24 protein-coding genes are annotated in these 23,682 nt (G+C 61.9%); 14 read left to right on the top strand and 10 right to left on the bottom strand.

The features are described 5' to 3' along the window. Nucleotides 1-18: 18 nt before the first annotated feature. The 5 genes from QRN33_RS19400 to QRN33_RS19380 all read left to right on the top strand — a co-directional run bounded on the left by QRN33_RS19400 (nucleotide 19) and on the right by QRN33_RS19380 (nucleotide 6,494). Nucleotides 19-1,644, top strand: coding sequence for an APC family permease (locus QRN33_RS19400; RefSeq protein ID WP_285409586.1), 1,626 nt, complete (start codon nucleotides 19-21; stop codon nucleotides 1,642-1,644). Nucleotides 1,645-1,666: 22 nt separating this feature from the next. After that, the gene (locus tag QRN33_RS19395) at nucleotides 1,667-2,593 is read left to right on the top strand and encodes a 4-hydroxyproline epimerase (protein ID WP_285409585.1); all 927 of its coding nucleotides are present in this window, start codon (nucleotides 1,667-1,669) and stop codon (nucleotides 2,591-2,593) included. A 54-nt stretch (nucleotides 2,594-2,647) separates the two neighbouring features. After that, nucleotides 2,648-3,595, top strand: a complete 948-nt coding sequence (locus QRN33_RS19390; protein WP_285409584.1) for a dihydrodipicolinate synthase family protein — start codon at nucleotides 2,648-2,650, stop codon at nucleotides 3,593-3,595. Between the two features lie 63 nt (nucleotides 3,596-3,658). After that, on the top strand, nucleotides 3,659-5,251 hold the full coding sequence (locus tag QRN33_RS19385) for an aldehyde dehydrogenase (NADP(+)) (RefSeq protein WP_285409583.1): 1,593 nt from the start codon (nucleotides 3,659-3,661) through the stop codon (nucleotides 5,249-5,251). Continuing rightward, nucleotides 5,241-6,494 (top strand): NAD(P)/FAD-dependent oxidoreductase, encoded by a 1,254-nt coding sequence (locus QRN33_RS19380; RefSeq protein WP_285409582.1) that lies wholly within the window; start codon nucleotides 5,241-5,243, stop codon nucleotides 6,492-6,494. Before QRN33_RS19385 ends, QRN33_RS19380 begins: the two co-directional genes overlap by 11 nt. On the opposite strand, the gene QRN33_RS19375 is transcribed toward QRN33_RS19380, so the two are convergent. Beyond that, nucleotides 6,491-6,700, bottom strand: a complete 210-nt coding sequence (locus tag QRN33_RS19375) for a hypervirulence associated TUDOR domain-containing protein (protein WP_285409581.1) — start codon at nucleotides 6,698-6,700, stop codon at nucleotides 6,491-6,493. The genes QRN33_RS19380 and QRN33_RS19375 overlap by 4 nt on opposite strands. Nucleotides 6,701-6,864: 164 nt before the next feature. Here QRN33_RS19375 and QRN33_RS19370 point away from each other — a divergent pair, with 164 nt between their 5' ends. From QRN33_RS19370 to QRN33_RS19360, 3 genes are all read left to right on the top strand, one after another. Beyond that, nucleotides 6,865-7,092, top strand: a complete 228-nt coding sequence (locus QRN33_RS19370; protein ID WP_252875977.1) for a hypothetical protein — start codon at nucleotides 6,865-6,867, stop codon at nucleotides 7,090-7,092. A 148-nt stretch (nucleotides 7,093-7,240) separates the two neighbouring features. Beyond that, on the top strand, nucleotides 7,241-8,290 hold the full coding sequence (locus tag QRN33_RS19365; protein WP_285409580.1) for an NAD(P)-dependent alcohol dehydrogenase: 1,050 nt from the start codon (nucleotides 7,241-7,243) through the stop codon (nucleotides 8,288-8,290). A gap of 130 nt (nucleotides 8,291-8,420) precedes the next feature. Continuing rightward, nucleotides 8,421-9,119 carry a tRNA (adenine(22)-N(1))-methyltransferase gene (locus QRN33_RS19360; protein ID WP_285409579.1) on the top strand — a complete coding sequence of 233 codons (699 nt, stop codon included), beginning with the start codon at nucleotides 8,421-8,423 and terminating at the stop codon, nucleotides 9,117-9,119. A 214-nt stretch (nucleotides 9,120-9,333) separates the two neighbouring features. On the opposite strand, the gene ycaC (QRN33_RS19355) is transcribed toward QRN33_RS19360, so the two are convergent. Beyond that, on the bottom strand, nucleotides 9,334-9,963 hold the full coding sequence (gene ycaC, locus QRN33_RS19355) for an isochorismate family cysteine hydrolase YcaC (RefSeq protein ID WP_016774235.1): 630 nt from the start codon (nucleotides 9,961-9,963) through the stop codon (nucleotides 9,334-9,336). 362 nt (nucleotides 9,964-10,325) lie between these two features. On the opposite strand from ycaC (QRN33_RS19355), the gene QRN33_RS19350 reads away from it, so the two are divergent. Next, entirely contained in the window at nucleotides 10,326-11,036 is a 711-nt protein-coding gene (locus QRN33_RS19350; protein ID WP_252875972.1) for an SDR family NAD(P)-dependent oxidoreductase, read from the top strand. 94 nt (nucleotides 11,037-11,130) lie between these two features. Next, on the top strand, nucleotides 11,131-12,060 hold the full coding sequence (locus tag QRN33_RS19345) for a LysR family transcriptional regulator (RefSeq protein ID WP_065617037.1): 930 nt from the start codon (nucleotides 11,131-11,133) through the stop codon (nucleotides 12,058-12,060). Nucleotides 12,061-12,076: 16 nt separating this feature from the next. On the opposite strand, the gene QRN33_RS19340 is transcribed toward QRN33_RS19345, so the two are convergent. After that, nucleotides 12,077-12,994 carry an AraC family transcriptional regulator gene (locus QRN33_RS19340; RefSeq protein ID WP_064361978.1) on the bottom strand — a complete coding sequence of 306 codons (918 nt, stop codon included), beginning with the start codon at nucleotides 12,992-12,994 and terminating at the stop codon, nucleotides 12,077-12,079. A gap of 174 nt (nucleotides 12,995-13,168) precedes the next feature. Further along, nucleotides 13,169-13,933 (bottom strand): SDR family NAD(P)-dependent oxidoreductase, encoded by a 765-nt coding sequence (locus tag QRN33_RS19335; RefSeq protein ID WP_083353075.1) that lies wholly within the window; start codon nucleotides 13,931-13,933, stop codon nucleotides 13,169-13,171. 258 nt (nucleotides 13,934-14,191) lie between these two features. On the opposite strand from QRN33_RS19335, the gene QRN33_RS19330 reads away from it, so the two are divergent. Together QRN33_RS19330 and QRN33_RS19325 are read left to right on the top strand one after the other, a co-directional pair. After that, nucleotides 14,192-15,073 carry a helix-turn-helix domain-containing protein gene (locus QRN33_RS19330; protein ID WP_083201977.1) on the top strand — a complete coding sequence of 294 codons (882 nt, stop codon included), beginning with the start codon at nucleotides 14,192-14,194 and terminating at the stop codon, nucleotides 15,071-15,073. 127 nt (nucleotides 15,074-15,200) lie between these two features. Further along, nucleotides 15,201-15,938 carry an SDR family oxidoreductase gene (locus tag QRN33_RS19325; protein WP_285409578.1) on the top strand — a complete coding sequence of 246 codons (738 nt, stop codon included), beginning with the start codon at nucleotides 15,201-15,203 and terminating at the stop codon, nucleotides 15,936-15,938. 164 nt (nucleotides 15,939-16,102) lie between these two features. Here the strand turns inward: QRN33_RS19325 and QRN33_RS19320 are convergent, their stop codons facing one another. Continuing rightward, complete coding sequence (locus tag QRN33_RS19320; RefSeq protein ID WP_285409577.1) at nucleotides 16,103-16,798, bottom strand: B3/B4 domain-containing protein; 696 nt, start codon at nucleotides 16,796-16,798, stop codon at nucleotides 16,103-16,105. A gap of 46 nt (nucleotides 16,799-16,844) precedes the next feature. On the opposite strand from QRN33_RS19320, the gene QRN33_RS19315 reads away from it, so the two are divergent. Further along, the gene (locus QRN33_RS19315) at nucleotides 16,845-17,471 is read left to right on the top strand and encodes a helix-turn-helix domain-containing protein (protein WP_123418540.1); all 627 of its coding nucleotides are present in this window, start codon (nucleotides 16,845-16,847) and stop codon (nucleotides 17,469-17,471) included. A 34-nt stretch (nucleotides 17,472-17,505) separates the two neighbouring features. Here QRN33_RS19315 and QRN33_RS19310 read toward each other — a convergent pair whose 3' ends face one another. The 3 genes from QRN33_RS19310 to QRN33_RS19300 form a co-directional block, all read right to left on the bottom strand. Continuing rightward, on the bottom strand, nucleotides 17,506-17,706 hold the full coding sequence (locus QRN33_RS19310) for a hypothetical protein (protein WP_285409576.1): 201 nt from the start codon (nucleotides 17,704-17,706) through the stop codon (nucleotides 17,506-17,508). Between the two features lie 151 nt (nucleotides 17,707-17,857). Further along, nucleotides 17,858-18,487, bottom strand: a complete 630-nt coding sequence (gene ycaC / locus QRN33_RS19305) for an isochorismate family cysteine hydrolase YcaC (RefSeq protein WP_016774235.1) — start codon at nucleotides 18,485-18,487, stop codon at nucleotides 17,858-17,860. Between the two features lie 130 nt (nucleotides 18,488-18,617). Next, on the bottom strand, nucleotides 18,618-19,544 hold the full coding sequence (locus QRN33_RS19300) for a Gfo/Idh/MocA family protein (protein WP_285409575.1): 927 nt from the start codon (nucleotides 19,542-19,544) through the stop codon (nucleotides 18,618-18,620). Nucleotides 19,545-19,792: 248 nt separating this feature from the next. Between QRN33_RS19300 and QRN33_RS19295 the strand changes: the two genes are divergently transcribed. Continuing rightward, nucleotides 19,793-20,515 carry a helix-turn-helix transcriptional regulator gene (locus QRN33_RS19295; protein ID WP_285409574.1) on the top strand — a complete coding sequence of 241 codons (723 nt, stop codon included), beginning with the start codon at nucleotides 19,793-19,795 and terminating at the stop codon, nucleotides 20,513-20,515. Nucleotides 20,516-20,525: 10 nt separating this feature from the next. Here QRN33_RS19295 and QRN33_RS19290 read toward each other — a convergent pair whose 3' ends face one another. Further along, the gene (locus QRN33_RS19290) at nucleotides 20,526-22,484 is read right to left on the bottom strand and encodes a MacB family efflux pump subunit (RefSeq protein WP_285409573.1); all 1,959 of its coding nucleotides are present in this window, start codon (nucleotides 22,482-22,484) and stop codon (nucleotides 20,526-20,528) included. Nucleotides 22,485-22,486: 2 nt separating this feature from the next. After that, a complete protein-coding gene (macA, locus tag QRN33_RS19285; RefSeq protein ID WP_065617027.1) occupies nucleotides 22,487-23,635 on the bottom strand; it encodes a macrolide transporter subunit MacA in 1,149 nt (382 codons plus the stop codon). Nucleotides 23,636-23,682 lie beyond the last annotated feature (47 nt).

Below are 23,682 nucleotides of genomic sequence, written 5' to 3'. Positions count from 1 at the left end.
TCACAAGAAGGCGATGCCATGTCAGGCCAAGGCAAGTTCAAAAAACAGCTTTCATTGATCGACCTCACCTTTATCGGACTCGGAGCAATCTTCGGTTCCGGCTGGTTGTTCGCCGCCAGCCATGTCTCGGCGATTGCCGGTCCGGCCGGGATTTTCTCCTGGTTGCTGGGCGGTTTCGCCGTGTTGCTGCTGGGCATCGTCTACTGCGAACTCGGCGCCGCATTGCCCCGTGCCGGCGGCGTGGTGCGCTACCCGGTTTACTCCCACGGCCCGCTGCTCGGCTACCTGATGGGCTTCATCACGCTGATTGCGTTTTCCAGTCTGGTGGCGATTGAAGTGGTTGCCTCGCGCCAATACGCGGCGGCGTGGTTTCCCGGCCTGACCAAGGCTGGCAGCGGCGACCCGACAATCCTCGGCTGGCTGGTGCAGTTCGGCCTGCTCTGCGTGTTTTTCCTGCTCAACTACCGCAGCGTGAAGACCTTCGCCAAGGCCAACAATCTGGTCAGCGTGTTCAAATTCATCGTGCCGCTGCTGGTGATCGGCGTGCTGTTCACCTTCTTCAGACCGGAGAATTTCCAGGTTCAGGGATTCGCCCCGTTCGGACTGTCTGGCGTGGAAATGGCCGTCTCCGCTGGCGGAATCATCTTTGCCTACCTGGGCCTGACGCCGATCATTTCCGTGGCCAGCGAAGTGAAGAATCCACAGCGCACCATTCCCATCGCACTGATTCTCTCGGTGCTGCTGTCGACCCTGATCTATGTGCTGCTGCAAATGGCCTTTCTCGGCAGCATTCCCACGGAAATGCTCGCCAACGGCTGGGCGGGCATCAGCAAGGAGTTCGCCCTGCCTTATCGCGACATCGCCCTGGCGCTCGGTGTTGGCTGGCTGGCCTGGCTGGTGGTCGCCGATGCGGTGATCTCGCCGAGCGGCTGCGGCAACATCTACATGAACGCCACCCCGCGAGTGATCTACGGCTGGGCGCAAACCGGTACCTTCTTCAAGGTCTTCACCCACATCGATGAAAAGTCCGGCATTCCGCGTCCGGCGCTGTGGCTGACCTTCGCCCTGTCGGTGTTCTGGACCCTGCCGTTTCCATCGTGGGAAGCGCTGATCAACGTGGTCTCCGCGGCGCTGGTATTGAGTTATGCGGTAGCGCCCGTGTCGGTCTCTGCACTACGTCGCAATGCGCCGGACATGCCGCGCCCGTTCCGGGTCAAGAGCATGGGCCTGCTCGGGCCGGTGTCGTTCATCATCGCCGCGCTGATCGTCTACTGGTCGGGCTGGAACACCGTGTCGTGGCTGCTCGGCCTGCAAATCCTGATGTTTGTCATCTACCTGCTCTGCGGCCGTTTCGTGCCGACGGCGCACCTGAGTCTGGCGCGTCAGGTGCGTTCATCGGCGTGGCTGATCGCGTTCTACGCGGTGACCATCGTGCTGTCGAAACTCGGCACCTTCGGCGGCCTGGGCATCCTCGCTCACCCATTCGACACGATCGTCGTCGCCGCTTGCGCCACGGGCATTTACTACTGGGGCGCGGCGACCGGCGTGCCGGCGCATCTGCTGCGTCTGGACGACGAGGACGAGGAAAGCGAAAGCCCTGCACCCTCGCCCACCGTCAACGCCCGCCCTGCCGGCGCCTACTGAAATCATCCAACGGGATCTCTTCATGAAACGAGTACACGTCATTGATTCCCACACCGGCGGCGAACCGACGCGCCTGGTGATGAGCGGCTTCCCCGAGCTGTCCGGCAACAGCATGGCCGAGAAACGCGATGCCTTGCGCAACCAGCATGACCAGTGGCGCCGCGCCTGTCTGCTCGAGCCGCGTGGCAACGATGTGCTGGTCGGCGCGCTGTATTGCCCGCCGGTGTCGGCGGACGCCACCTGCGGGGTGATTTTCTTCAACAATGCCGGATATCTGGGCATGTGCGGCCACGGCACCATTGGCCTGATCAATTCGTTGCAGCATCTGGGAAAAATCCAGCCGGGCGTGCACAAGATCGACACCCCGGTGGGACAAGTCAGCGCGACGCTGCACGACGATGGCTCGGTCACTCTCGGCAACGTACCCGCTTACCGGTACCGCAAACAGGTGCCGGTGGACGTGCCCGGTTTTGGTCGCGTGTTCGGTGATATCGCCTATGGCGGCAACTGGTTTTACCTCGTCTCCGAACATGGCCAGACACTGACCATGGACAACGTCGAACACCTTACGGCGTACACCTGGGCGATGCTCAAAGCGCTGGAAGATCAGGGCATCTTTGGCGAAGACGGCGCGGTCATCGACCACATCGAACTGTTCGCCGATGACGCCAATGCCGACAGCCGTAACTTCGTCATGTGCCCCGGCAAAGCCTACGACCGCTCGCCGTGCGGCACCGGCACCAGCGCCAAACTCGCCTGCCTGGCCGCCGACGACAAATTGCAACCCGGCGCGCCGTGGATCCAGGCGAGCATCACCGGCAGCCAGTTTGAAGGCCGTTTCGAATGGGAGGGCGAGCGCATTCGCCCATTCATTACCGGGCGCGCCTACATGACCGCCGACAGCACCCTGCTGATCGACGACAGCGAGCCGTTCGCGTGGGGCATCTGAGCCGCCACGCCGATTTTCCACCTCGAATCAAACGCAATGCCAAGGAGTTGAACCATGAGCGACAACATCTTCACCGGTTGCATGCCGGCCCTGATGACCCCGTGCACCGCCCAGCGCAAACCGGACTTCGATGCGCTGGTGGCCAAGGGTCGCGAGCTGATCGATATCGGCATGAGCGCCGTGGTCTATTGCGGCTCGATGGGCGACTGGCCGCTGCTCACCGAAGCCGAGCGCCAGGAAGGCGTGGCACGGCTGGTGGCCGCCGGCGTTCCGACCATTGTCGGCACCGGTGCAGTGAACTCCCGTGAGGCGGTTTCCCACGCAGCACACGCGGCGAAAGTCGGCGCGCAAGGCTTGATGGTCATCCCGCGCGTACTGTCCCGTGGCGCCTCGGCGACCGCGCAAAAGGCGCACTTCGCCGCCATCCTGCAAGCCGCGCCGAAGCTGCCGGCGGTGATCTACAACAGTCCTTACTACGGCTTCGCCACCCGCGCCGAGCTGTTTTTCGAACTGCGGCGAGAATACCCGAACCTGATCGGCTTCAAGGAATTCGGCGGCGGCGCGGACCTGCGCTATGCAGCCGAGAACATCACCTCCAAGGACGATGACGTGACGTTGATGGTCGGCGTCGATACGCAAGTGGTGCACGGTTTCGTCAACTGCAACGCCACCGGCGCCATCACCGGCATCGGCAACGCCCTGCCCCGCGAAGTGCTGCAACTGGTGGCGCTGAGCAAGCAGGCGGCGCAGGGCGATGCCAAGGCCCGGCGTCAGGCGCGGGAGCTGGAATCGGCGCTGGCGGTGCTGTCGTCGTTCGACGAAGGCTGTGATCTGGTGCTGTATTACAAACACCTGATGGTGCTCAACGGCGACAAGCAATACACCCTGCACTTCAACGAAACCGATGTGCTGAGCGACTCGCAACGCCGCTACGCCGAGAAGCAGTATTCGCTGTTCCGGCACTGGTACGAAAACTGGTCCGCCGAGCAGAACTTCGCCTGACCGCCACCTGCCGCGGATCGTCACGACTCGCGGCAGGCCTCGCTCATTTCACAGGAAGACACCATGACTCTGACGGGCAACATGCTGATCGGCCAACAGTCCGTGGCGGGCAATCGTCCAGCCTTTCGCGGGATCGATCCGGCGACCAACCAGGCACTTGAACCTGAGTACGCAGGGGCGTCGGCCGAGCAGGTGGAACAGGCCTGCGCCGTGGCCTGGGAAGCTCAAGACGCCTTTCGCGAAACCAGCCTGCGTGACCGCGCAGCATTTCTCGAATGCATTGCCGAGCACATCGAAAAACTTGGCGATGAACTGATCGAACGCGCCCACGCCGAAACCGGATTGCCGCGCGCACGCCTCCAGGGCGAACGTGGCCGCACTTGCCAGCAATTACGCCTGTTCGCCCGTACCGTGCGCGCCGGTGAATGGCTGGACGTGCGCGTCGACAATGCGCAACCGCAGCGCCAACCGCTGCCGCGTTCGGACCTGCGCCAGCGGCAGATCGCGCTGGGGCCGGTCGCGGTGTTTGGTGCGAGCAACTTCCCGCTGGCATTTTCCGTCGCCGGCGGCGATACCGCTGCGGCACTGGCGGCCGGATGCCCGGTGATCGTCAAAGCGCACAGTGCGCATCCCGGCACCAGCGAACTGGTCGGCCGCGCGGTGGCGCAAGCGGTCAAGGCCTGCAATTTGCCCGAAGGCGTGTTTTCGTTGTTGTTCGATTCGGGCTACGAAGTGGGTATTGCACTGGTCAGCGACTGGCGCATCAGAGCCGCTGGTTTCACCGGTTCACGTAATGGCGGTCTGGCCTTGATGAAAGCCGCGCAGGCGCGGCCGGAGCCGATTCCGGTATATGCGGAAATGAGCTCGATCAACCCGGTGTTGCTGTTCCCCGCTGCTCTGCAAAATCGGGGGCAGGCGTTGGCCGAAGGTTTTGTCGCGTCGCTGACGCTGGGCGCCGGGCAGTTCTGCACCAATCCAGGGTTGCTGATTGCCCGCAAAGGCCCGGCGCTCGACGGGTTTCTCGGCGCCGTTGCAAAGCTGATCCCAAGCAGTCCGGCGCAAACCATGCTGACGCCCGGCATCTTCAGCGCCTATCAAACAGGCGTGACGGCTTTGCAAGACAATCCCCACACGCGCGCAGTGGCGGTTGGCAAACCGGGCAGCGGTCCGAATCAGTGTCAGACGCATGTCTTCAGCACCGAGGCGGCGGATTTTCTTGCCGATCAACGTTTGCAGGCTGAGGTGTTCGGCGCTGCATCGCTGATCGTGCAATGCAGCAGCGACGAAGAAATCCGTGAGGTCTGCGCACACCTCGAAGGCCAACTGACCGCGACCCTGCACGTGGACGACGCCGACCTTGCACTGGCGCGCGCGTTGCTGCCAACCCTCAAGCGCAAGGCCGGGCGCCTGCTGGTCAATGGCTGGCCGACCGGCGTGGAAGTCTGCGAGGCGATGGTGCATGGCGGGCCTTACCCGGCGACCTCGGATGCGCGCAGCACCTCGGTGGGCACTGCGGCGATCCTGCGTTTCCTGCGGCCGGTGTGCTATCAGGATTTCCCCGACAGCTTGCTGCCGACGGCGCTGCAACAGGCCAACCCGCTGCACCTGCGGCGGCTGCTCGATGGTCAACGGGAAACGACACGCCATGGCGAATAATCCTTCGCACGACATCGCCGTGGTTGGCGCGGGGATCATCGGCGTCGCTTGCGCACTGCGTCTGGCGCGCCAGGGCCTGCGCGTGGTGGTCATCGATCAGCAGGAACCGGGCCATGGCGCTTCGTTCGGCAACGCCGGGCATCTGGCCACCGAACAGGTGTTTCCGATCGCTGACGTGTCGATCCTCAAGCGCTTGCCGGCCATGTTGATGGACCCGATGGGGCCGCTGCGTCTGGACTGGAAATACCTGCCGCGCGCCCTGCCGTGGTTCACCCGATTGCTGCTGAACCTGCGACCCGAACCGTTCCAGCAAACCGTCGCAGGTTTGCGGGCGCTCAACGAAAGCAGCCTCGACGCGTGGCAGCGCTTGCTCGGAGATATCCAGCGCACGGATCTGCTGAAAATTGACGGATCCTTACTGGTCTTTGAAAAACCTGAATCCGGACAGGCCATCGAGGCGTTGCAGGCACGCCTGAAGCAGCAGCAAGTGCCGGTGGATTACTGGCACGCCGGGGCGATCCGCGAGACGGCGCCGCAGCTCAGCGAGCAAATTCAGGGCGGACTGTTTTTCCCGCGTACCGGGCATTTCCTCGACCCGTATCGGGTGGTGTGCGCACTGGTCGAGGCGGCTCGCAGCAGCGGCGTGAGTTTTCTCCGGCAGCAGGTTCAGGGCGGCTACGTGCAGGAAAACGGTGTTTTGTTGGTGACCGGCAATGGTGGTGTAACGGCCAGCCGCGTGTTACTGGCCTGCGGTGCGCATTCGACGAAACTCACCGCCGCTCTGACCGGCAAGCAGGTACCGTTGGACACCGAACGTGGCTATCACCTGATGCTGCCGCACGAGCATGATCGCCTGCCCTTCCCTGTCACCTCGCTGGAACGCAAGTTCATCATGACGCCGATGCGCGAAGGCCTGCGCCTGGCCGGCACGGTCGAGTTCGCCGGACTGGAGCGACCAGCCAACATGGCGCGCGCCTGGCAGTTGCAGCGCTTGAGCCAAGGTCTGTTTCGCCATGACCTGAACGCTGATGGCGCAACACCGTGGATGGGCTTTCGCCCGTCGCTACCGGATTCGCTGCCGGTGATCGATCAGGTCTGCGACGGCAAGGTGTTGCTTGCTTTCGGTCACCAACATCTGGGGCTGACCCAGGCGGCGGTGACGGCGGAGATGATCGGGCAGATGATCTCAGGCGCCACCGTCGCATTGCCCGACATCGAGCCCTACCGACTGGGACGTTTTTAAGCGTGCTTCAGCGCGTCGCCGTGATGCATGGCGAGGTGGCCGGTCTTGTCGCTCTTGACCTCGTATTGCGGCGCGTCTTTCGAGGCTGGCCGGTGGCGGCCCATGAACTCGGTGTCGCGGGTGTGCACCTTGACCACTCTGCCGTGGATCTCGCCGGCCTCGGAATTCCAGCGCACCGCATCGCCGACCTTGAATGAGCTGCTCATCATTGCGTCCTCGCCTCTGGCTGTTGGTTTATGGAGCCGCGCGCGTCGGAGAAATTCCGCTTTTTTGCGAGGCGACCGAAGGCAGGCAAAAAAATCGAACGGTGAAAATCGCCCGCACCTCCAACCTGCACATGCCGTACAAAACGGCCAAAGCGAGGTGTGAGATGAATAATGATCAAGGCAAGCAAGGTGACGATCCGCTCCCAACTACACCGGATCCGCTGAGTCCGGGGCGTACCGAGGTCGATCCGATGAAGGAGCGTGGCATCGACGAGCTGCCCGACAACGAAGGCGAAATCCCGCTGGATGATGACGATGCCAGGCTGGATCCCGAACGCGTACGTCAGGAAACCGATAACGCCGAGATGGACGATCAGCCCAATCCGCGTTGAGCCCTGAACGGCAGCCGTCGCCATACGGCTGCCTTTCGGTCCTGCAGTCAACGGCAGAATCAGGCAAGCATTTCACAGAAATGCACTACTTCGCGTTCGGACCCGGGCGCAACAATGAGCGCCCGAACCAACCATGGAGGATGCTTTCATGCTTGTACAAGCCTACGGCGCCCACGCTGGCGACCAACCCCTTGAGCCCATGCAGATCAACCGCCGCGCGCCGGCGGCGCATGACGTGCAGATCGATATCGCCTTCTGCGGCATCTGCCATTCCGACCTGCACCAGGTGCGCGCGGAATGGGCCGGCACGCAATTCCCCTGCGTGCCCGGCCACGAAATCGTCGGCCGCGTCTCGGCGGTTGGCGATCACGTCAAAGACTACAAGGTTGGCGATCTGGTCGGTGTCGGTTGCATCGTCGACAGCTGCAAACACTGCGCTGACTGCGAGTCCGGTCTGGAAAACTACTGCGACGGCATGATCGGCACCTACAACTTCCCGACCCCGGACGCACCGGGCTGGACCCTCGGCGGCTACTCGCAAAACATCGTCGTGCACGAGCGCTATGTATTGCGCATCCGTCATCCCGAGGCGCAACTGGCCGCCGTCGCGCCGCTACTCTGCGCCGGCATCACCACGTACTCTCCGCTGCGTCAGTGGAACGCCGGCCCCGGCAAGAAAGTCGGCGTGGTCGGCATCGGCGGCCTCGGTCACATGGGCATCAAACTGGCTCACGCCATGGGTGCACACGTGGTCGCTTTCACCACCTCCGAATCCAAGCGTGAAGCAGCCAAGGCGCTGGGTGCGGACGAAGTGCTGGTGTCGCGCAATGCCGAGGAAATGGCGGCACATGCCAAGAGCTTCGACATGATCCTTAATACCGTCGCCGCGCCGCACGATCTCGACGCCTTCCTCGTCCTGCTCAAGCGAGACGGTGCCTTGACCCTGGTCGGCGCGCCCGCCTCGCCGCACCCATCGCCCAATGTGTTCAACCTGATCATGAAGCGCCGCACCATCGCCGGTTCGATGATCGGCGGCATCCCTGAAACCCAGGAAATGCTGGATTTCTGCGCCGAGCACGGCATCGTTTCCGACATCGAACTGATCCGCGCCGACCAGATCAACGAGTCCTACGAGCGCATGCTCAAGGGCGATGTGAAATATCGCTTCGTCATCGACAACGCAACCCTCGCCGGCTAAACGCAGGCCACCATCGGCAGCGCTGCGCTGCCGATGGCTCGAGGAATTCCATCGGCGCGATTTGACAGCGCCAGCGTTGCTCGCCAGAGTCGCACCCCTTTTTCCACCGTCGGGTGAACAGGGGTCGCCGTTGAACCAACAGACATTGTCCATGCGTCTTGAGCGCGTCGCCGCCCATGTGCCGCTTGGCGCGAGACTGGCCGATATCGGCTCCGATCACGCTTACCTGCCGGTGGCCTTGCTGCGCCGGGGCCTGATAACAGCAGCGGTCGCTGGCGAGGTCGCGTTGACGCCGTTCCACGCGGCGCAACGCACCGTCAATGACAACGACCTGCACGGCCAGATCAGCGTGCGCCTGGCCGACGGTCTGGCGGCGATCAGACCCGACGATGCAGTCACCGCCATCACCCTCTGTGGTATGGGCGGCGAAACCATTCGCGATATTTTCGACGGCGGCAAATCCCACCTTAGTGGCAACGAACGGCTGATCCTGCAGCCCAACGGCGGCGAGCAGGCGTTGCGCCGGTGGCTGATGGACAACGGGTACCGGATCATCTGTGAAGAGGTACTGCACGAGAACCGCTTCGACTACGAAATCATCGTTGCCGAACGAGCCTCTGAGCCGGTGACTTACGATGCCCGGGAATTGTTTTTCGGACCGCTGCATCTGCAGACGCAAAGCTCTGCCTTTGTGCAAAAGTGGCGACGCAGGCTGAATCAGCGGCAGAAGACGCTGGGGCAGTTTACGAGAGCGCAACAGGTGTTGCCGCAGGACAAAATCCGCGCGTTGAAGCAAGAGGTGCAGTGGATCAGCGAACTGCTCGGGTGACTGTGCCGCCGTCTTCGCGAGCAGGCTCGCTCCCACAGCTGAAGGTGTTTTCCTGTAGGAGTGAGCCTGCTCGCGATAGCGGTACACCAGTCAATGAAGATGTTGAATGTGTGGATGCAATCGCGAGCAGGCTCACTCCTACAGTGACCGCGTTTCAAATTCACGAGCGCGAAAAAGCCTGCTTTCGAGGCAGGCTTTTTCGGTGGGTGAAGGCTTATTTCTGCTGCGTCAGCGCCGAGTAGCTGTTCATTAGGTTGCGGTAGTTGGGAATCCGCTGCGACAGCAGGTTACCCAGGCCTTCAATGTCGTTGCGCCAGTCGCGGTGCAGCTCACAGGCCACCGAGAACCAGTTCATCATTTGTGCGCCGGCTTGAGTCATGCGGCTCCACGCGGCTTGCTGCACGGTGGTGTTGAAGGTGCCGGACGCATCAGTCACCACAAACACATCAAAACCTTCCGCCAGCGCCGACAGGGTCGGGAACGCTACGCACACATCCGTGACCACACCGGCAATGATGATCTGCTTACGGCCGGTGGCTTTGATCGCCTTGACGAAGTCCTCGTTGTCCCAGGCGTTGATCTGACCAGGGCGAGCGATGTACGGCGCGTCCGGGAACATCTCTTTCAGCTCCGGTACCAGCGGGCCGTTCGGGCCTTGTTCGAAGCTGGTAGTGAGGATCGTCGGAAGGTCGAAGAACTTCGCCAGATCCGCCAGCGCCAGCACGTTGTTCTTGAACTCGTTCGGCGAGAAGTCCTGCACCAGCGAGATCAGACCGGTCTGGTGGTCAACCAGCAGCACGATAGCGTCGTCTTTGTTCAGGCGGTTGTAGGTTGGAGTGGTCATGGTGTGCGTCCCTTTTCAAGTTTGAAGTTTTGTTGTTGCGTTCAAGTTGGGTACAGATTACTGACGCACAGCAAAGGGATAAATCGGCTGAAAAGCGTTTCACCGTCCACCTGAACAGGACAATCGAAAGATGCCCCCTGTAGGAGTGAGCCTGCTCGCGATAGCGTCATGTCAGCCAACATTTCTATCGATTGAAATGACGCCATCGCGAGCAGGCTCACTCCTACAAACGCACCCTGATTAGATACACCGAAGTACAAATGAAGTACCCGCGCCCCCATTTATCAACTCCTCGCAACTTTCTAAAGTCCTCTCCAACAGCCACCCGCCATCCCGACGGGCCAGCGACAGAGGAAACCATCATGAGCACATCGAAAAAAGTAGTTGTCATCACCGGCGCCTCGCAAGGCATTGGCGCAGGTCTGGTCGAAGGCTTTCGCGCCCTTGGCCATCACGTGGTCGCGACCTCGCGTTCGATCAAAGAATCGAGCGACCCGGATATTCTGGCCGTCGCCGGTGACATCGCCGATCCACAAACCGCTGAGCGAGTGATTCGCGCCGCAGTGGCCCGGTTCGGTCGCGTCGATACACTGGTCAACAATGCCGGAATCTTTCTGGCCAAGCCGTTCACCGCTTACAGCCAGGCGGACTACGCCCAGGTCGTGGCGACCAACATGAGTGGCTTCTTTCATATCTCGCAACTGGCCATCGGCGAGATGGAAAAGCACGGCAGCGGCCACGTCGTCAGCGTGACCACCAGTCTGGTCGATCATGCGGTTGATGGCGTGCCTTCGGTATTGGCATCGCTGACCAAGGGCGGCATCAACGCGGCGACCAAATCCCTGGCTATCGAGTACGCCAAGCGCGGCATTCGGGTCAACGCGGTGTCGCCGGGCATCATCAAGACGCCGATGCACGCCGAGGAAACCCATCAGGCGCTGGGCAGCCTGCACCCGGTCGGCCACATGGGTGAAATCGACGACATCGTGCAAGCGATCCTCTACCTCGACAGCGCGAAGTTCGTCACTGGCGAAATCCTGCATGTCGACGGTGGCCAGAGCGCCGGCCATTGATCGAACCCCTGCAACGCCGCCGGTGGATACCGGCGGCGTCGTGGGTTGTGGTACACAGAGGATGAACGTCCGTCGATCTTCGGTGCGAGCCACAATGAAACGCCATTTTGAAGACTTGCAATTAGGCAGTATCGAACTGTTCTGCCTGGCTGCCGAAGCCGGCAGCTTCACCGCCGCCGCGCAACTGGCCGGGGTCACGCCTGCGGCTGTCAGCCGGTCGATTCTGCGTCTGGAGCAACGCCTGGGTTCACGCCTGTTCGCACGCACCACGCGCAGCATCCGCCTCACCGACGCCGGCCGCAGCTTCTTCGAACAATGCAGCCAGGCCCTGACGCAACTGGTCGAAGCGCAGCAGGAAGTCATGGGCGCGCAGACTTCGCCGTCGGGGCGACTGCGCATCAGCCTGCCAACCACTTACGGGCATCACCGCATCCTGCCGCTGCTGCCGAAGTTTCGGGCGTTGTACCCCGAGGTTACGGTGGACGTGCACTTGGGCAATCGCAATATCGACTTCGTCGAGGAAGGCTACGACCTGGCGATACGCGTGCGCGCGCAACCGGACTCGACCCTGATCGCTCGCCTGCTGGAAGACGCCAGCCTGGTGGTGGTCGCCTCCCCTGAATATCTGCAGAGAGCCGGCACGCCGCAAACCCTCGACGATCTGATCGAGCATGAGTGCATCCAGTTCGAACTGCCCAGCAGTGGCCGGCGGATTTCCTGGCTGTTTCAGGAAAACGGCCGGGACCGCGAAGTGATTTCCGACGGCGGCTACTCCTGCTCCGACGATGTGCTCGGCGGTGTGACGCTGGCCAGGCACGGCGCCGGACTGTTTCAGACGTACCGCTTCATCGTCGAACAGGAACTGGCGGATGGCCGCCTGATTGAAGTGCTGCAGCCGTACACCGGCCGTTCGCGGCCGTATACCCTGCTCTACCCACACGGCCGCTACGTGCCACAACGGGTACGGGCGTTTGTGGATTTTCTCCTGGGGTTTCGTGACGAGTGGGCGGAACCCGCGCGTTAAACAGGGCGTCAGGCCGTCAACCGGTCTGGCGCAGACGGCTGAGTTCTTTCGATGGCGGGCAGCCGAACTGGCGGTTGTATTCGCGGCTGAATTGCGAGGCACTTTCGTAGCCGACGCGGTAGCAGGCGCTCGAGACGTCCAGCCCTTCGTTGATGATCAGCCGACGCGCCTCTTGCAGGCGCAGCTGTTTTTGATACTGCAGCGGGCTCATCGCGGTGACGGCTTTGAAGCGATGGTGCAGCGCCGAATTGCTCAGGTTGGCCACCTGCGCCAGCGCGTCGATGCGCAGCGGCTCGGTGAAATTCCTGTTCAGCCAGTCGATGGCTCGGGTGACCCGGTGGGTCTGCGAATCGCTGACCGCGATTTCATACAGCAGATGACCGTGCTGGCCGCGCAGCAGGCGGTAATACAGCTCACGCAACGCCATTGGCGCGAGCATGCCGATGTCGCGCGGGTTATCCAGCAGGCGCACCAGACGCAGCATGGTGTCGAGCAGGGTCACGTCGATCTTGTCGAGAAACATGCCGCGCCCGGCTTCCTGCGGCACCCCGGTCGGCGGCGATTCGGCAATCAGTTGCGTCAGTTGTGCAGGGTCGAAATCCAGGCGGACGCAAAAATACGGTGCCTCGGGCGAGGCTTCGATCACCCGGCCCGATACCGGCAACGTCACCGACACTACCAGATAATTCAGCGGGTCATACAGGAAACGTTCGTCGCCCAGCCCGACTTCCTTGCGCCCCTGCACAATCAGGCACAGCGCCGGACGGTGCACGACATGGATCAGCTCGGACGGCCCATCGAGACGGATCACGTGCAGCGGCGCAATCGCCGTTTCGTAGGTGCCCGGCGCGTCGAAGCGTTGAGTCAGCAAGCGCACCAGTTCGGCGCGATACACCGCCGTGTCGTGGAGGATGGAAGCGTCGCGGTTATCCATGCAAAGGGCCTCGAAAGCAGACGAAGGTGGGTCAACTGCGGAGCAAGATTAGCCAGTTTTACCCAGCGACGACTAGATCAAAGATGCTGCAGATTTGCCTGATTCTGCGTCGGTCAGATTCTGGTAAAGCCATGGGCAGGTGATCGCACGTGCCCATGGCTTGCCGCCCCGCTATCAGCCTGCGGTTACCGTCATGCCGCCATCGGCCATGACCACCGAGCCGACCATGAAACTGGCGCGGTCGGAAGCGAGAAAGGTCACGATCTCGGCGATTTCTTCCGGCTGCGCCGCCCGACCGATCGGTGCCGCTTCACCGTGTTGCGCAAGGAATCCCGGGCCGTCCTCGACCACATCATTGAGGATATTGGTCACCACATCGCCGACGCCGATGGCATTGACGCGAATGCCATGCTCGATGACTTCCAGCGCCAGCGTGCGGGTCAGTTGTGCCAGCGCACCTTTGGAGGCGGTGTAGGCGGCAATCGTCGGGAACGCGAAGTACGAGGCATAGGAAGCGATATTGACGATCGCGCCGGACTTGTTCGGGATCATCGCCTTGACCGCTTCGCGGCAGTGCAGGAAGGCCGCCGTGGTATTCACTGCCTGGATTTTTTCCCAATCGTCGCGACTCATGTCGATCACCGCTTTGTTGATAATGATCCCGGCGTTGTTGACCAGAATATCCAGGCGACCGAACTTCTCGACGGCAAGGCCTACTGCGCGTTCGGCGGCGCCGTCCTCGGTGATGTCCGCCACCAGCGGCAGCAGATCGGGACGAGCCAGCTCTTCAACAGCCGGGTTGAGATCTTCGGCAATTACCTTGGCGCCGCGAGCGTGCAGCATCAGCGCAATCGCCTTGCCGATGCCACTGGCAGCGCCAGTGACCAGGGCAACTTTACCGGCGACTTCTTGTGGCAGGGTGTGATTGAAATCAGTCATGGTTTTAACTCCTCGATAGCGAATCGGTGTTGCGCCTGATGGCGCGGTCGTAAACACGGCTTCACTGTCGCGCACTGTCCGCCGCCGGGCTTTCGGGCGATTGCCGGGACTGTCGGAGTTTTGCGCTGGAGTTTCTCGTTCGCCCGCCCTAACCTTCGAAATCATCCGCAGCCGAAGCTTTTGATGGAGCGTCCTGTGCCCTCTGCCAGCCCCGCTACACCGACAATCAGCCAGCCCGCGCGCATCGCCGCCGAGGCCATGCCAGAGCATTTGCCCGGTGTTGCGGAAACCACCACGCCGCGACCGCAGATCAAGGATGCAGTGGTGCAACTGTTCCGCCATCAGACCCTGCTCGAACCGATTCGCGTGCCATGCGTGGCCGAACCGCTGCTGGTGCTGGTATTGGCCGGCACCGCGCGGGTCGAGGAACGTTCGTTGGGTGGCGAATGGCAGGCGAGCCAGGTCACGGCCGGCGATTTCTTCCTGACCAACACCCGCGAACCCTACGAAATGCGCTGGCAGACCGAAGGCTGTGAGGTTTTCGAAGTCATGCACCTGTACCTCGGTCTGGGCCTGATCGAACAAGCGGCGCGGGAAGCGTTCGGCGAACAGGCCGGTACAGTGACGTTCATCGACGTGTCCGGTGCGCGTGACGAGCAGGTCAGCTTCATCCTTGAACAACTGCGCATCGAACTGACCGAGCAACGCCAGCCCAGCGCACTGCTGGTGCACAGCCTGGCCCAGGCATTGGCGATCCATCTGCTGCGTCGTTATCTCGACCCGGACAGCAACCCGCGCCGCGACAACGCCCTGCCCGCCTACAAACTGCGCCGGGTGCTTGAAGCGATGAATGCGAATCTGGCGGAAGATTTCAGCCTCGGTCATCTGGCCGCCATCGCCGAGCTGAGCGACTACCACTTCAGCCGCACCTTCAAGCGCGCCACCGGTTTGTCGCCCTCGCAATACTTCATCCGCCTGCGCATGAGCCGCGCGCGTCATCTGTTACTGGAGACTGCGCGCAGCGTGATCGACATTGGCCTGGAGGTTGGCTACTCCAGCCCCAGCCATTTTTCCCAGGTGTTCCGCCGTGAAGTCGGGGTCACCCCGAGTGCCTACCGCGATGCGCCACGCGGGGCCTGAAAACCTGTCGAAAAGCGATGCAGCAGAATTGGGCAAATCCCGTGGAGGAATCGATTAATAGCCTGTGAGCCGCCGCGCTTAACCTTCTTCCAAGCCCACTCCCGGGCACCGCGAAGAGGAAGACATCATGCTGAACATTCAAGACAAAGTGATCGTGATTACCGGCGCCAGCAGCGGCATCGGCGAAGCCACCGCACGTCTGCTCGCCAGCCGTGGCGCCAAAGTGGTGTTGGGCGCGCGGCGCACCGAGCGTCTGGCGCTGATTGCCGAGGAGATCAACGGCGCCGGTGGCCACGCGCAGTACCGCGCGCTGGACGTCACCGATCAGCAGGATGTGCAGCGCTTCGTCGATTTCGCCGTGGAGCATTACGGCCGCGTCGATGTGCTGGTCAACAATGCCGGGGTCATGCCGTTGTCGCGGCTGGACGCCCTGAAGGTCGATGAGTGGAACCGCATGATCGACGTCAACATCCGTGGCGTGCTCCACGGCATCGCCGCCAGCCTGCCGTTGATGCAGCGCCAGCGCGCCGGGCAGATCATCAACATCGCCTCGATCGGCGCCTACGCGGTCAGCCCTACCGCGGCGGTGTACTGCGCGACCAAATACGCCGTACGGGCCATTTCCGAAGGCTTGCGCCAAGAGGTCGGCGGCGATGTACGCGTCACCGTCATTGCACCGGGCGTGACCGAATCGGAACTGGCCGACAGCATTTCCGATGAAGGTGGCCGCGCCGAGATGAAGTCCTTCCGCAAGATCGCCATCCCCGCCGAAGCCATCGCCCGCGCGATTGCCTACGCCGTAGAACAACCGGCAGACGTGGACGTCAGCGAACTGATCGTGCGCCCAACAGCCAGCCCTTACTGAGGCTACATTCCTCCTGAAAAAACCCAATCAACTGTAGGAGTGAGCCTGCTCGCGATAGCGTCACGCCAGTCAATGAAGATGTTGACTGGCCTAACGCGATCGCGAGCAGGCTCACTCCTACAAGGGAACTCTGCCAGCCTGAAGATTCAGTGACATTATCGAACCTACCGCGCCCCGGGCCCGATCAACATGCTTTCGATCTCGGCGCCGGGCATCATTTGCTGCAAACCTTCGATCAGCCTGTCGCCGGCCTCGGTCAGCGCTTCCAGCGGCATGGCCGGCAGGCTTTCGAGGATGAACCACATGTGCTGGGCCTGGGCGTCAAGGCGGGTTCGCACACCCTGGCGCCAGTTCCAGCGCCGGCAGGTCACGCCCTGGTCATCGCGCCAGACCACCTCCCCGGCTTCCGGGAACTCATGCGCGGGCTGGCCTTCCTTCATCGTGTCGAACGGTTCGCTGCCATCGGCCACGACCAGGCGCGGTGAGCCGACGTAGGCTTGAGCATTCTCGCCCCCCACGGGAATCGCGTATTCGAGGCTGATGGCGTTGTACAGGTCGACCACCGGATCGATGCTCGGCAAGTTGCCGTCGCGCAATACGCGTTTGCGCAGTGCTTCGGCCGAGCAAGGCGTACGCTGCGGCTTGGCGCCGAACTGGCGGAACACGTCGGCCCAAGCCTGCAAATGCGCAGGCGCCCACTGCGGGCCACCGGCGGCGACGGCCTGGCAGGCTCTGGCCAGCGCAACACCTGCCACCTCAGCGTCAAGAATAGGTGCGGCTTGCACGACAATACTCAGCGCTCTGAAGCCCGGCGCGAGTTGCGCCACAGCCGGATCGATTGACGGCACGACAGACAGCATCCCAGAATCCCCCTCAAACCCGAATTTCCAACGATGCTAGCGATCAATGACCAAGAAAGTCAATATACCGACCGAGGCCGGTGCCGACGTCCAGACCGTCAGCGCAGCGGTTTCCCGCACGCTCAAACAGGCACGCAAACAGCAGAGCATCACGCTCGACGAACTGTCCCGACGCTCGGGCGTGAGCAAAGGCATGGTGGTCGAGATCGAGAAAGGCTCGGCCAACCCGAGCATCGCGACCTTATGCAAAATCGCCGCGGCGCTGGGCTTGTCCGTGGCGGACTTCGTCAATGTCGCCGCGACCCCGGCGGCGCACCTGATCGCCAGTCAGGACATCCCTACGCTGTGGAGCGGCGAGCTGGGCGGTTCGGCACGACTGCTGGCCGGCACCAGCGGCCCGAACATGCTCGAGTTGTGGCGCTGGGAGTTGTTTCCCGGTGAGTCGTTTGCTTCAGCCGGTCACCCGAACGGCACCACCGAGTTGTTTCACGTCGAGAAAGGCACGTTGCATTTGACGGTTGGCGATGCCGAACTGATTGTCGGGCCTGGGTGTTCGGCGGTAGCGCGTACGGATGTGGCGCATGGATATGCCAACCATGGCCGGTCGAAACTGGTCTTTACCATGTCGGTGACTGAACTGCATCAGGGTGCGCGGGAGAGCCTCTCACTCTAATTCCAGAGTGGGAGGCATCGATCAAATCGCTCGATCAGCGTGATGGCGGATGCTCGGTCGAAACCGAGTTGGCCGCATCCACATCCGACATGTCTTCCTCAACCGGCGCTTCATCGTCCGGCGGCAAGGGCACCTCGAGATTTTCCCGCTTGGGATCATGCCCCGTTTCGTTGTCGGTGGTGCGCGTCACGGCTTGTTGCGACTGGTTGCCCGGTGCGTTTTCGTCAATGTCCATGTCGGTCTCCGATGTGATTCAGCGATAGGTACCTGAACGTGTGAAATGCCAGCGCATGACAAGTGCCCGACAATGGACGAACGGTGGCTGGCCTGGCGGTCATGAACGCAAAAAGCCTGCTTTCAAAGCAGGCTTTTTAGTTAGCGATGACTCACTTCTGCTGCGTCAGCGCCGAGTAGCTGTTCATCAGGTTGCGGTAGTTGGGGATGCGCTGCGACAGCAGGTTACCCAGGCCTTCAATGTCGTTGCGCCAGTCGCGGTGCAGCTCACAGGCCACCGAGAACCAGTTCATCATTTGTGCGCCGGCTTGAGTCATGCGGCTCCACGCGGCTTGCTGCACGGTGGTGTTGAAGGTGCCGGACGCATCAGTCACCACAAACACATCAAAACCTTCCGCCAGTGCCGACAGGGTCGGGAACGCTACGCACACATCCGTGACCACACCGGCAATGATGATCTGCTTGCGCCCGGTGGCCTTGATTGCCTTGACGAAATCTTCGTTGTCCCAAGCGTTGATCTGACCAGGGCGAGCGATGTACGGCGCATCCGGGAACATCTCTTTCAGTTCCGGTACCAGCGGGCCGTTCGGGCCTTGTTCGAAGCTGGTGGTGAGGATCGTCGGCAGGTCGAAGAACTTCGCCAGATCCGCCAGCGCCAGCACGTTGTTCTTGAACTCGTTCGGCGAGAAATCCTGCACCAGCGAGATCAGACCGGTTTGGTGGTCAACCAGCAGCACGATAGCGTCGTCTTTGTTCAGGCGGTTGTAGGTTGGAGTGGTCATGGTGTACGTCCCTTTTCAAGTTTGAAGTTTTGTTGTTGCGTTCAAGTTGGGTACAGATTACTGACGCACAGCAAAGGGATAAATCGGCTGAAAAGCGTTTCACCGTCCACTCAAACCGGACAATCGAGCCTTAATCGTAAAATGGCTCAACCAACGCCCGGCTGCCGACAAAGAAACTGTCCGCCACCAGGCGCAAGGGTTGCAGATCCAGGTCGCTGGCCTTGTCGCCGATCAGTTGCTGGAAGTGGCGGTAGACCGCTGCGTACTCGCCCTCTTCCGATACGCTTTGCCGGACGCCGTCGATGCTCAGCACGGCACCGCCGTTGTCCAGGCGCAGGACGCCTTCGGCGCAGCGGATTTCGATGCTCCACAGTTCGCCATGCCCATGGTCGAAATCGAACTCGGCGCGCACGTCGAGCCGACGCGCATCGGACATTTTGATCGAGGCGGCAATCGGCGACTGGCAGTTGCTCGGCACGCGCAGTTCGGCGGCTTCGACGAACAGCGGCAGTGCCAGCAGGTGGGTGATGATCGACAAGGCGTTGATGCCCGGATCGAACACACCCAGGCCGCCCGGTTGCCAGATCCACGCCTGACCCGGATGCCACTTGCGTACGTCTTCTTTCCAGTCGATCTGCACGCTTTGCAGGGTGCGGCTGGCGAGCCAGTCACGGGCGGCGGCGATGCCCGGCGCATAGCGCGAGTGCCAGGCGAACAGAGCGCTGACGCCTTGCCCGGCGACTTGATCGACCAAGGCCATGGCCTCGCCCAATGTCGCACACGGCGGTTTTTCCACCAGCACGTGCTTGCCGGCCGCCAATGCCTGTTGCACCAGCGCGAAGCGCCCCTGCGGCGGCGTGCAGAACGCAATCGCATCGACGGTCGGACCGTTCTCGAGCAGCTCGCCCAGCGACTGGAAATTTTCCACCCCGGCGCAAGGTTTGCCCTGGGTGGCGACCGCCACCAGCTGGAATGCCGGGTTGGCGAGGATGGCGGGGACGTGTTGATCCTGGGCGATCTTGCCGTAGCCCACCAGGCCGAGACGAATCGGTTGCATTACAGACTCCTGTTGTTGTTTTGGTCTTTGCAGCGCAGCGGCAAGAGTACGTGTTTCTGCGCTAGCCTCCAATCGTCATACTATTTAAATCGCGCATCATCGCAACGCACACATTGGCGCTTGATTAAACGCAAGTTGAAACGTTGTACTAGGATAGGATCCAAACCTGCAGATTTTTTCCGGCCAAGGAGCTCTACGCCGGGTGCCGCAGGAACACGCTCCGCCCAATGCCACTCACGGATGAAGACATGAACTCACACCTGTTCCCGCACATCGGCAAGGTCATCGCCAGCACCGGCAGCCGCCATTTCCCGCGCATGCTGCATGACTTGATCCGCACGCAACTGGCGGTGGACGCCACACATATCCGCCAGATGCGCGTCGAACCGGTGACGCAGCGCTGCGAACCCGAGCCGATGAAGGACGAGGCGCTGCGAGCCGATACCCTGTTCAGCGAGCACAGCGACCGACCGCCACCCGAGCCATCCTCGACCGCCGCCGACGCCACGCAATTGCACCTGACCCGGCGCAAGGACGGTTACCGCTACGTGATTTCGGTGTACCGCAACGATCAGTCGGAACGTTTTTCCGCTCAGGAACGCAGCCTGTTGCAGGACATCTCCCCGGTCCTGCTGCCGATGGTGGAAAAACACATCAACGCTGTGCAGCCGCTTGAAATCGATGCGCAAAGTCTGGCGCCAGCCAGCGAAACCAGCGGGCTGGAGACCTTGCGCCTGCGCTTCGACGAGCGTTTGCAGCAGTTGGGGCTGAAGCTGTCGAACCGCGAAAGCGAAGTGTGCATCGGCCTGCTCGCCGGGCACACCGCGCCGGAACTGGCCGCGCAGTTGCAGTTGAAGGTCAACACCGTCGAGAGTTACCTCAAGCGCGCCGCGATCAAACTGGGCATCAGCGGCCGGCACTCGCTGATGAAGTGGATGTATTCGCCGCAGGACAGCGCGGCCTCCCCCTGACCACGCGAGGTCAGTCCCGCGCCAGCGCTTCGATCGGGTCGAGCCGCGAAGCGTTGCGCGCGGGCACGAAGCCGAACACCACACCGATCAGGGTCGAACAGAACACCGCCGTCATTACCGAGGCCATTGAAAACACCATCTCCCATTCCTTGATGAACAGCGAAAACAGATGGCCGATGGCATACGACAGGGAAATGCCGATCGCGCCACCGATCAGACAGACCATTACCGCTTCCACCAGGAACTGCTGACGAATGTCCGACTGCCGGGCGCCGACCGCCATGCGGATACCGATCTCGCGGGTACGCTCAGTGACCGACACCAGCATGATGTTCATTACGCCGATGCCACCGACCACCAGCGAAATCACTGCGATCAGTGACAGGAGCAACGCCAGCGAGCGGCTGGTCTTCTGCACGGTCTGCATGATGCTGTCGAGGTTGTTGGTGAAGAAATCCTTGGTGCCGTGACGCTGCAGCATCAGTTTGTTGACGTTGTCTTCCACCACTTTGCTCGGCTGGCCATCCTTGATGCGCACGCTGATGCTGTCCAGATAACGCTGGCCCAGCAGGCGCCCGGCAGCGGTTTCGTAGGGCACCCAGACGTTAAGCGATTTGCTCGCGGCAAACAGGTTCTTGTTCTCCGCCGCCACACCGATCACCGTGCACGGCAGATTGCCGATCAGAATCACCTGCCCCAGCGGATCGACCTGCTCGCCGAACAGACGCTGGCGGGTCTTGTGATCGATGACCACCACTTGGGCCTGCCGCCGCGCATCGCTTTCGCTGAAGTGAATGCCGGCGGCCATCTTGATCCCGCGCACCTGGAAGTACAGATCGCTGACGCCATTGACCTGCGCATCGACATCGATGTTGCGGTAACGCAACAGCAGATTGCGCCCGACCACTGGCGTCGCACTGTCGACGTAATACAGCTGATTGAGCGCTGCAACATCGGCGGGCACCAGGGTTTCGATGGCGGCGGATCGGCTGTCGCCGAAACTGGTCCCGGAATAGATATCGATGGTGTTGCTGCCGATCGCCTGAATGTCCTTGAGCACGTAACGCTTGGCGCCCTCGCCGATCGCCGAGATCGATACCACCGAAGTGATGCCGATGACGATGCCGAGCATGGTCAGCAAGGTGCGCATGCGATGAGAAATCAACGCGACCCAGGCCATGTTGAAGGCTTCCTTGAACAGCCCGAGGCTGGCGACCAGACGTCGCACTGCGGTCGCGTGCGGCGCGAGCCGACCGTCGTTCGCCGACGCGTCACTGTCCGGCACATTACGGCGGTCGCTGAGGATTTCGCCGTCGCTGACCTCAATGATCCGCTCGGCATTCGCCGCGACTTTCGGGTCGTGGGTCACCAGGATCACCGTGTGCCCGGCGGCGTGCAGCTCTTGCAGAATGTGCATGACCTCCTTGCCGCTGGTGGTGTCGAGGGCGCCGGTCGGTTCATCGGCGAGGATCACTTCACCGCCGTTCATCAACGCGCGGGCAATGCTCACGCGCTGCTGCTGCCCCCCGGAGAGCTGGCTCGGCCGATGCGTCAGGTGTCGCTCCAGACCCAGCCGCGCCAACAGCTCACGGGCGCGGGCATGGCGTTGCGGCTCCGGGGTTCCGGCGTAGATCGCCGGAATCTCGACGTTGTGCATGGCGCTGAGGTGCGGCAGCAAGTGATAACGCTGGAAGATGAACCCGAAGTAATCGCGGCGCAGTTCCGCCAGCGCCTCGCTGTCGAGGTCGCGGGTTTCCCGGCCGTTGATTTTGTAACTGCCCGCGGTGGCGTAATCCAGGCAACCGAGGATATTCATCAGGGTCGACTTGCCAGAGCCAGACGCACCGATGATCGCCACCATTTCCCCGGCGTGGATCGTCAAATCGATGTTTTTCAGCGCCAGGAATTCGCGGTCGCCCGCAGTAAAGCTGCGGGTGATGCCGCTCAGTTGCAGCAGGGCTTCGGCCATGGTCAGGACCCCGCCACGGCGGACACCGGATCACCGATCACCACGCGGTCGCCTTCCGCCAGGCCGTCGTTGATCTGCACCTTGACGTTGTTGTTGATCCCGATCTGCACCGTGCGGGCCTGGGCCTGGCCCTTGGCGTCGAGCACCCGCACCGGATAGCTGCCGTCACTGTTGCGCGCACCGAGCGCCGCCACCGGAATGGTCAGCACGGACTTGGCGGTGTCGAGCACCACGCGGACTTGCGCAGTCATGGAAATGCGCAGGCGATGATCCGGGTTCGGCACCTCGAACAGTGCGTTGTAAAACACCGCCGTGTTCTGCTTCGGCGTCCCGGCCGGCGGCGTTTCGAGGAAGTTCTGCGGTGCCGGTTCAGTGCCGCGCAGCTTGCCGTAGTAGCGCTTGTCCTCGCCAAGAATGGTGAAATACACCTCCTGCCCCGGCGCGATGTGAATCACATCCGCTTCCGAGACCTGCGCCTTGACAGTCATGGTGTCCAGATCAGCCAGTTTGAGCAGGATCGGCGCCAACTGGTTAGCGATGACAGTCTGGCCTTCCTGGGTGACGATACCGACCACATCGCCGTCGATGGGCGCAATGATTCGCGTATAGGCCAGATTGACCTTGGCGGTGTCGATCTGAATGTGCGCACTCTTGATCTGCGCGTCCAGCGACAACAGGTTGGCCTGCTGCACTTCGTAATTCGATTGCGCGGTTTCGAAATCCTGACGGGAGATCGAAGCGTCCTCCTGCAGATTCCGATAACGCTCGAACAACGCCTTGGTCTGGCGCAACTGGGCCTGGGTCGCACGCTTCTGCGCTTGCAGGTTCTCTTCGTCGACCTGCGCCTGACGCAGTGTGTTCTGCAGTACCAGTGGATCGATTTCCGCCAGCCACTGGCCCTTCTTCACCTTGTCGCCGACCTTGACCTTGAGCGACTTCAATTGCCCCGACACCTGCGCGCCGACATCGACCTGCTTGATGCCCTCGAGCAACCCGGTGGCGAGTACCGCGTTCTCGATATCACCGCGCTCCACCGTCGCGGTCAGATACTGCGGCGCCTCCGCCGGTGCCTGCACCGCGTACAACAACAACCCGGCCACCGCCGTCAGCGCCACACCCATAGCGACTTTGCGCAACTTCGACTTTTCCATAAATGACCACAAATCCGTTCAGGGTTGAGCCCGGCCAGCGACCGGGC

Source organism: Pseudomonas sp. FR229a, from assembly GCF_030209115.1.
Taxonomy (GTDB): Bacteria; Pseudomonadota; Gammaproteobacteria; order Pseudomonadales; family Pseudomonadaceae; genus Aquipseudomonas; species Aquipseudomonas moraviensis_A.
The sequence above is the reverse complement of the archived record's forward strand: the minus strand, read 5'-3'. Positions and strand labels throughout refer to the sequence as shown.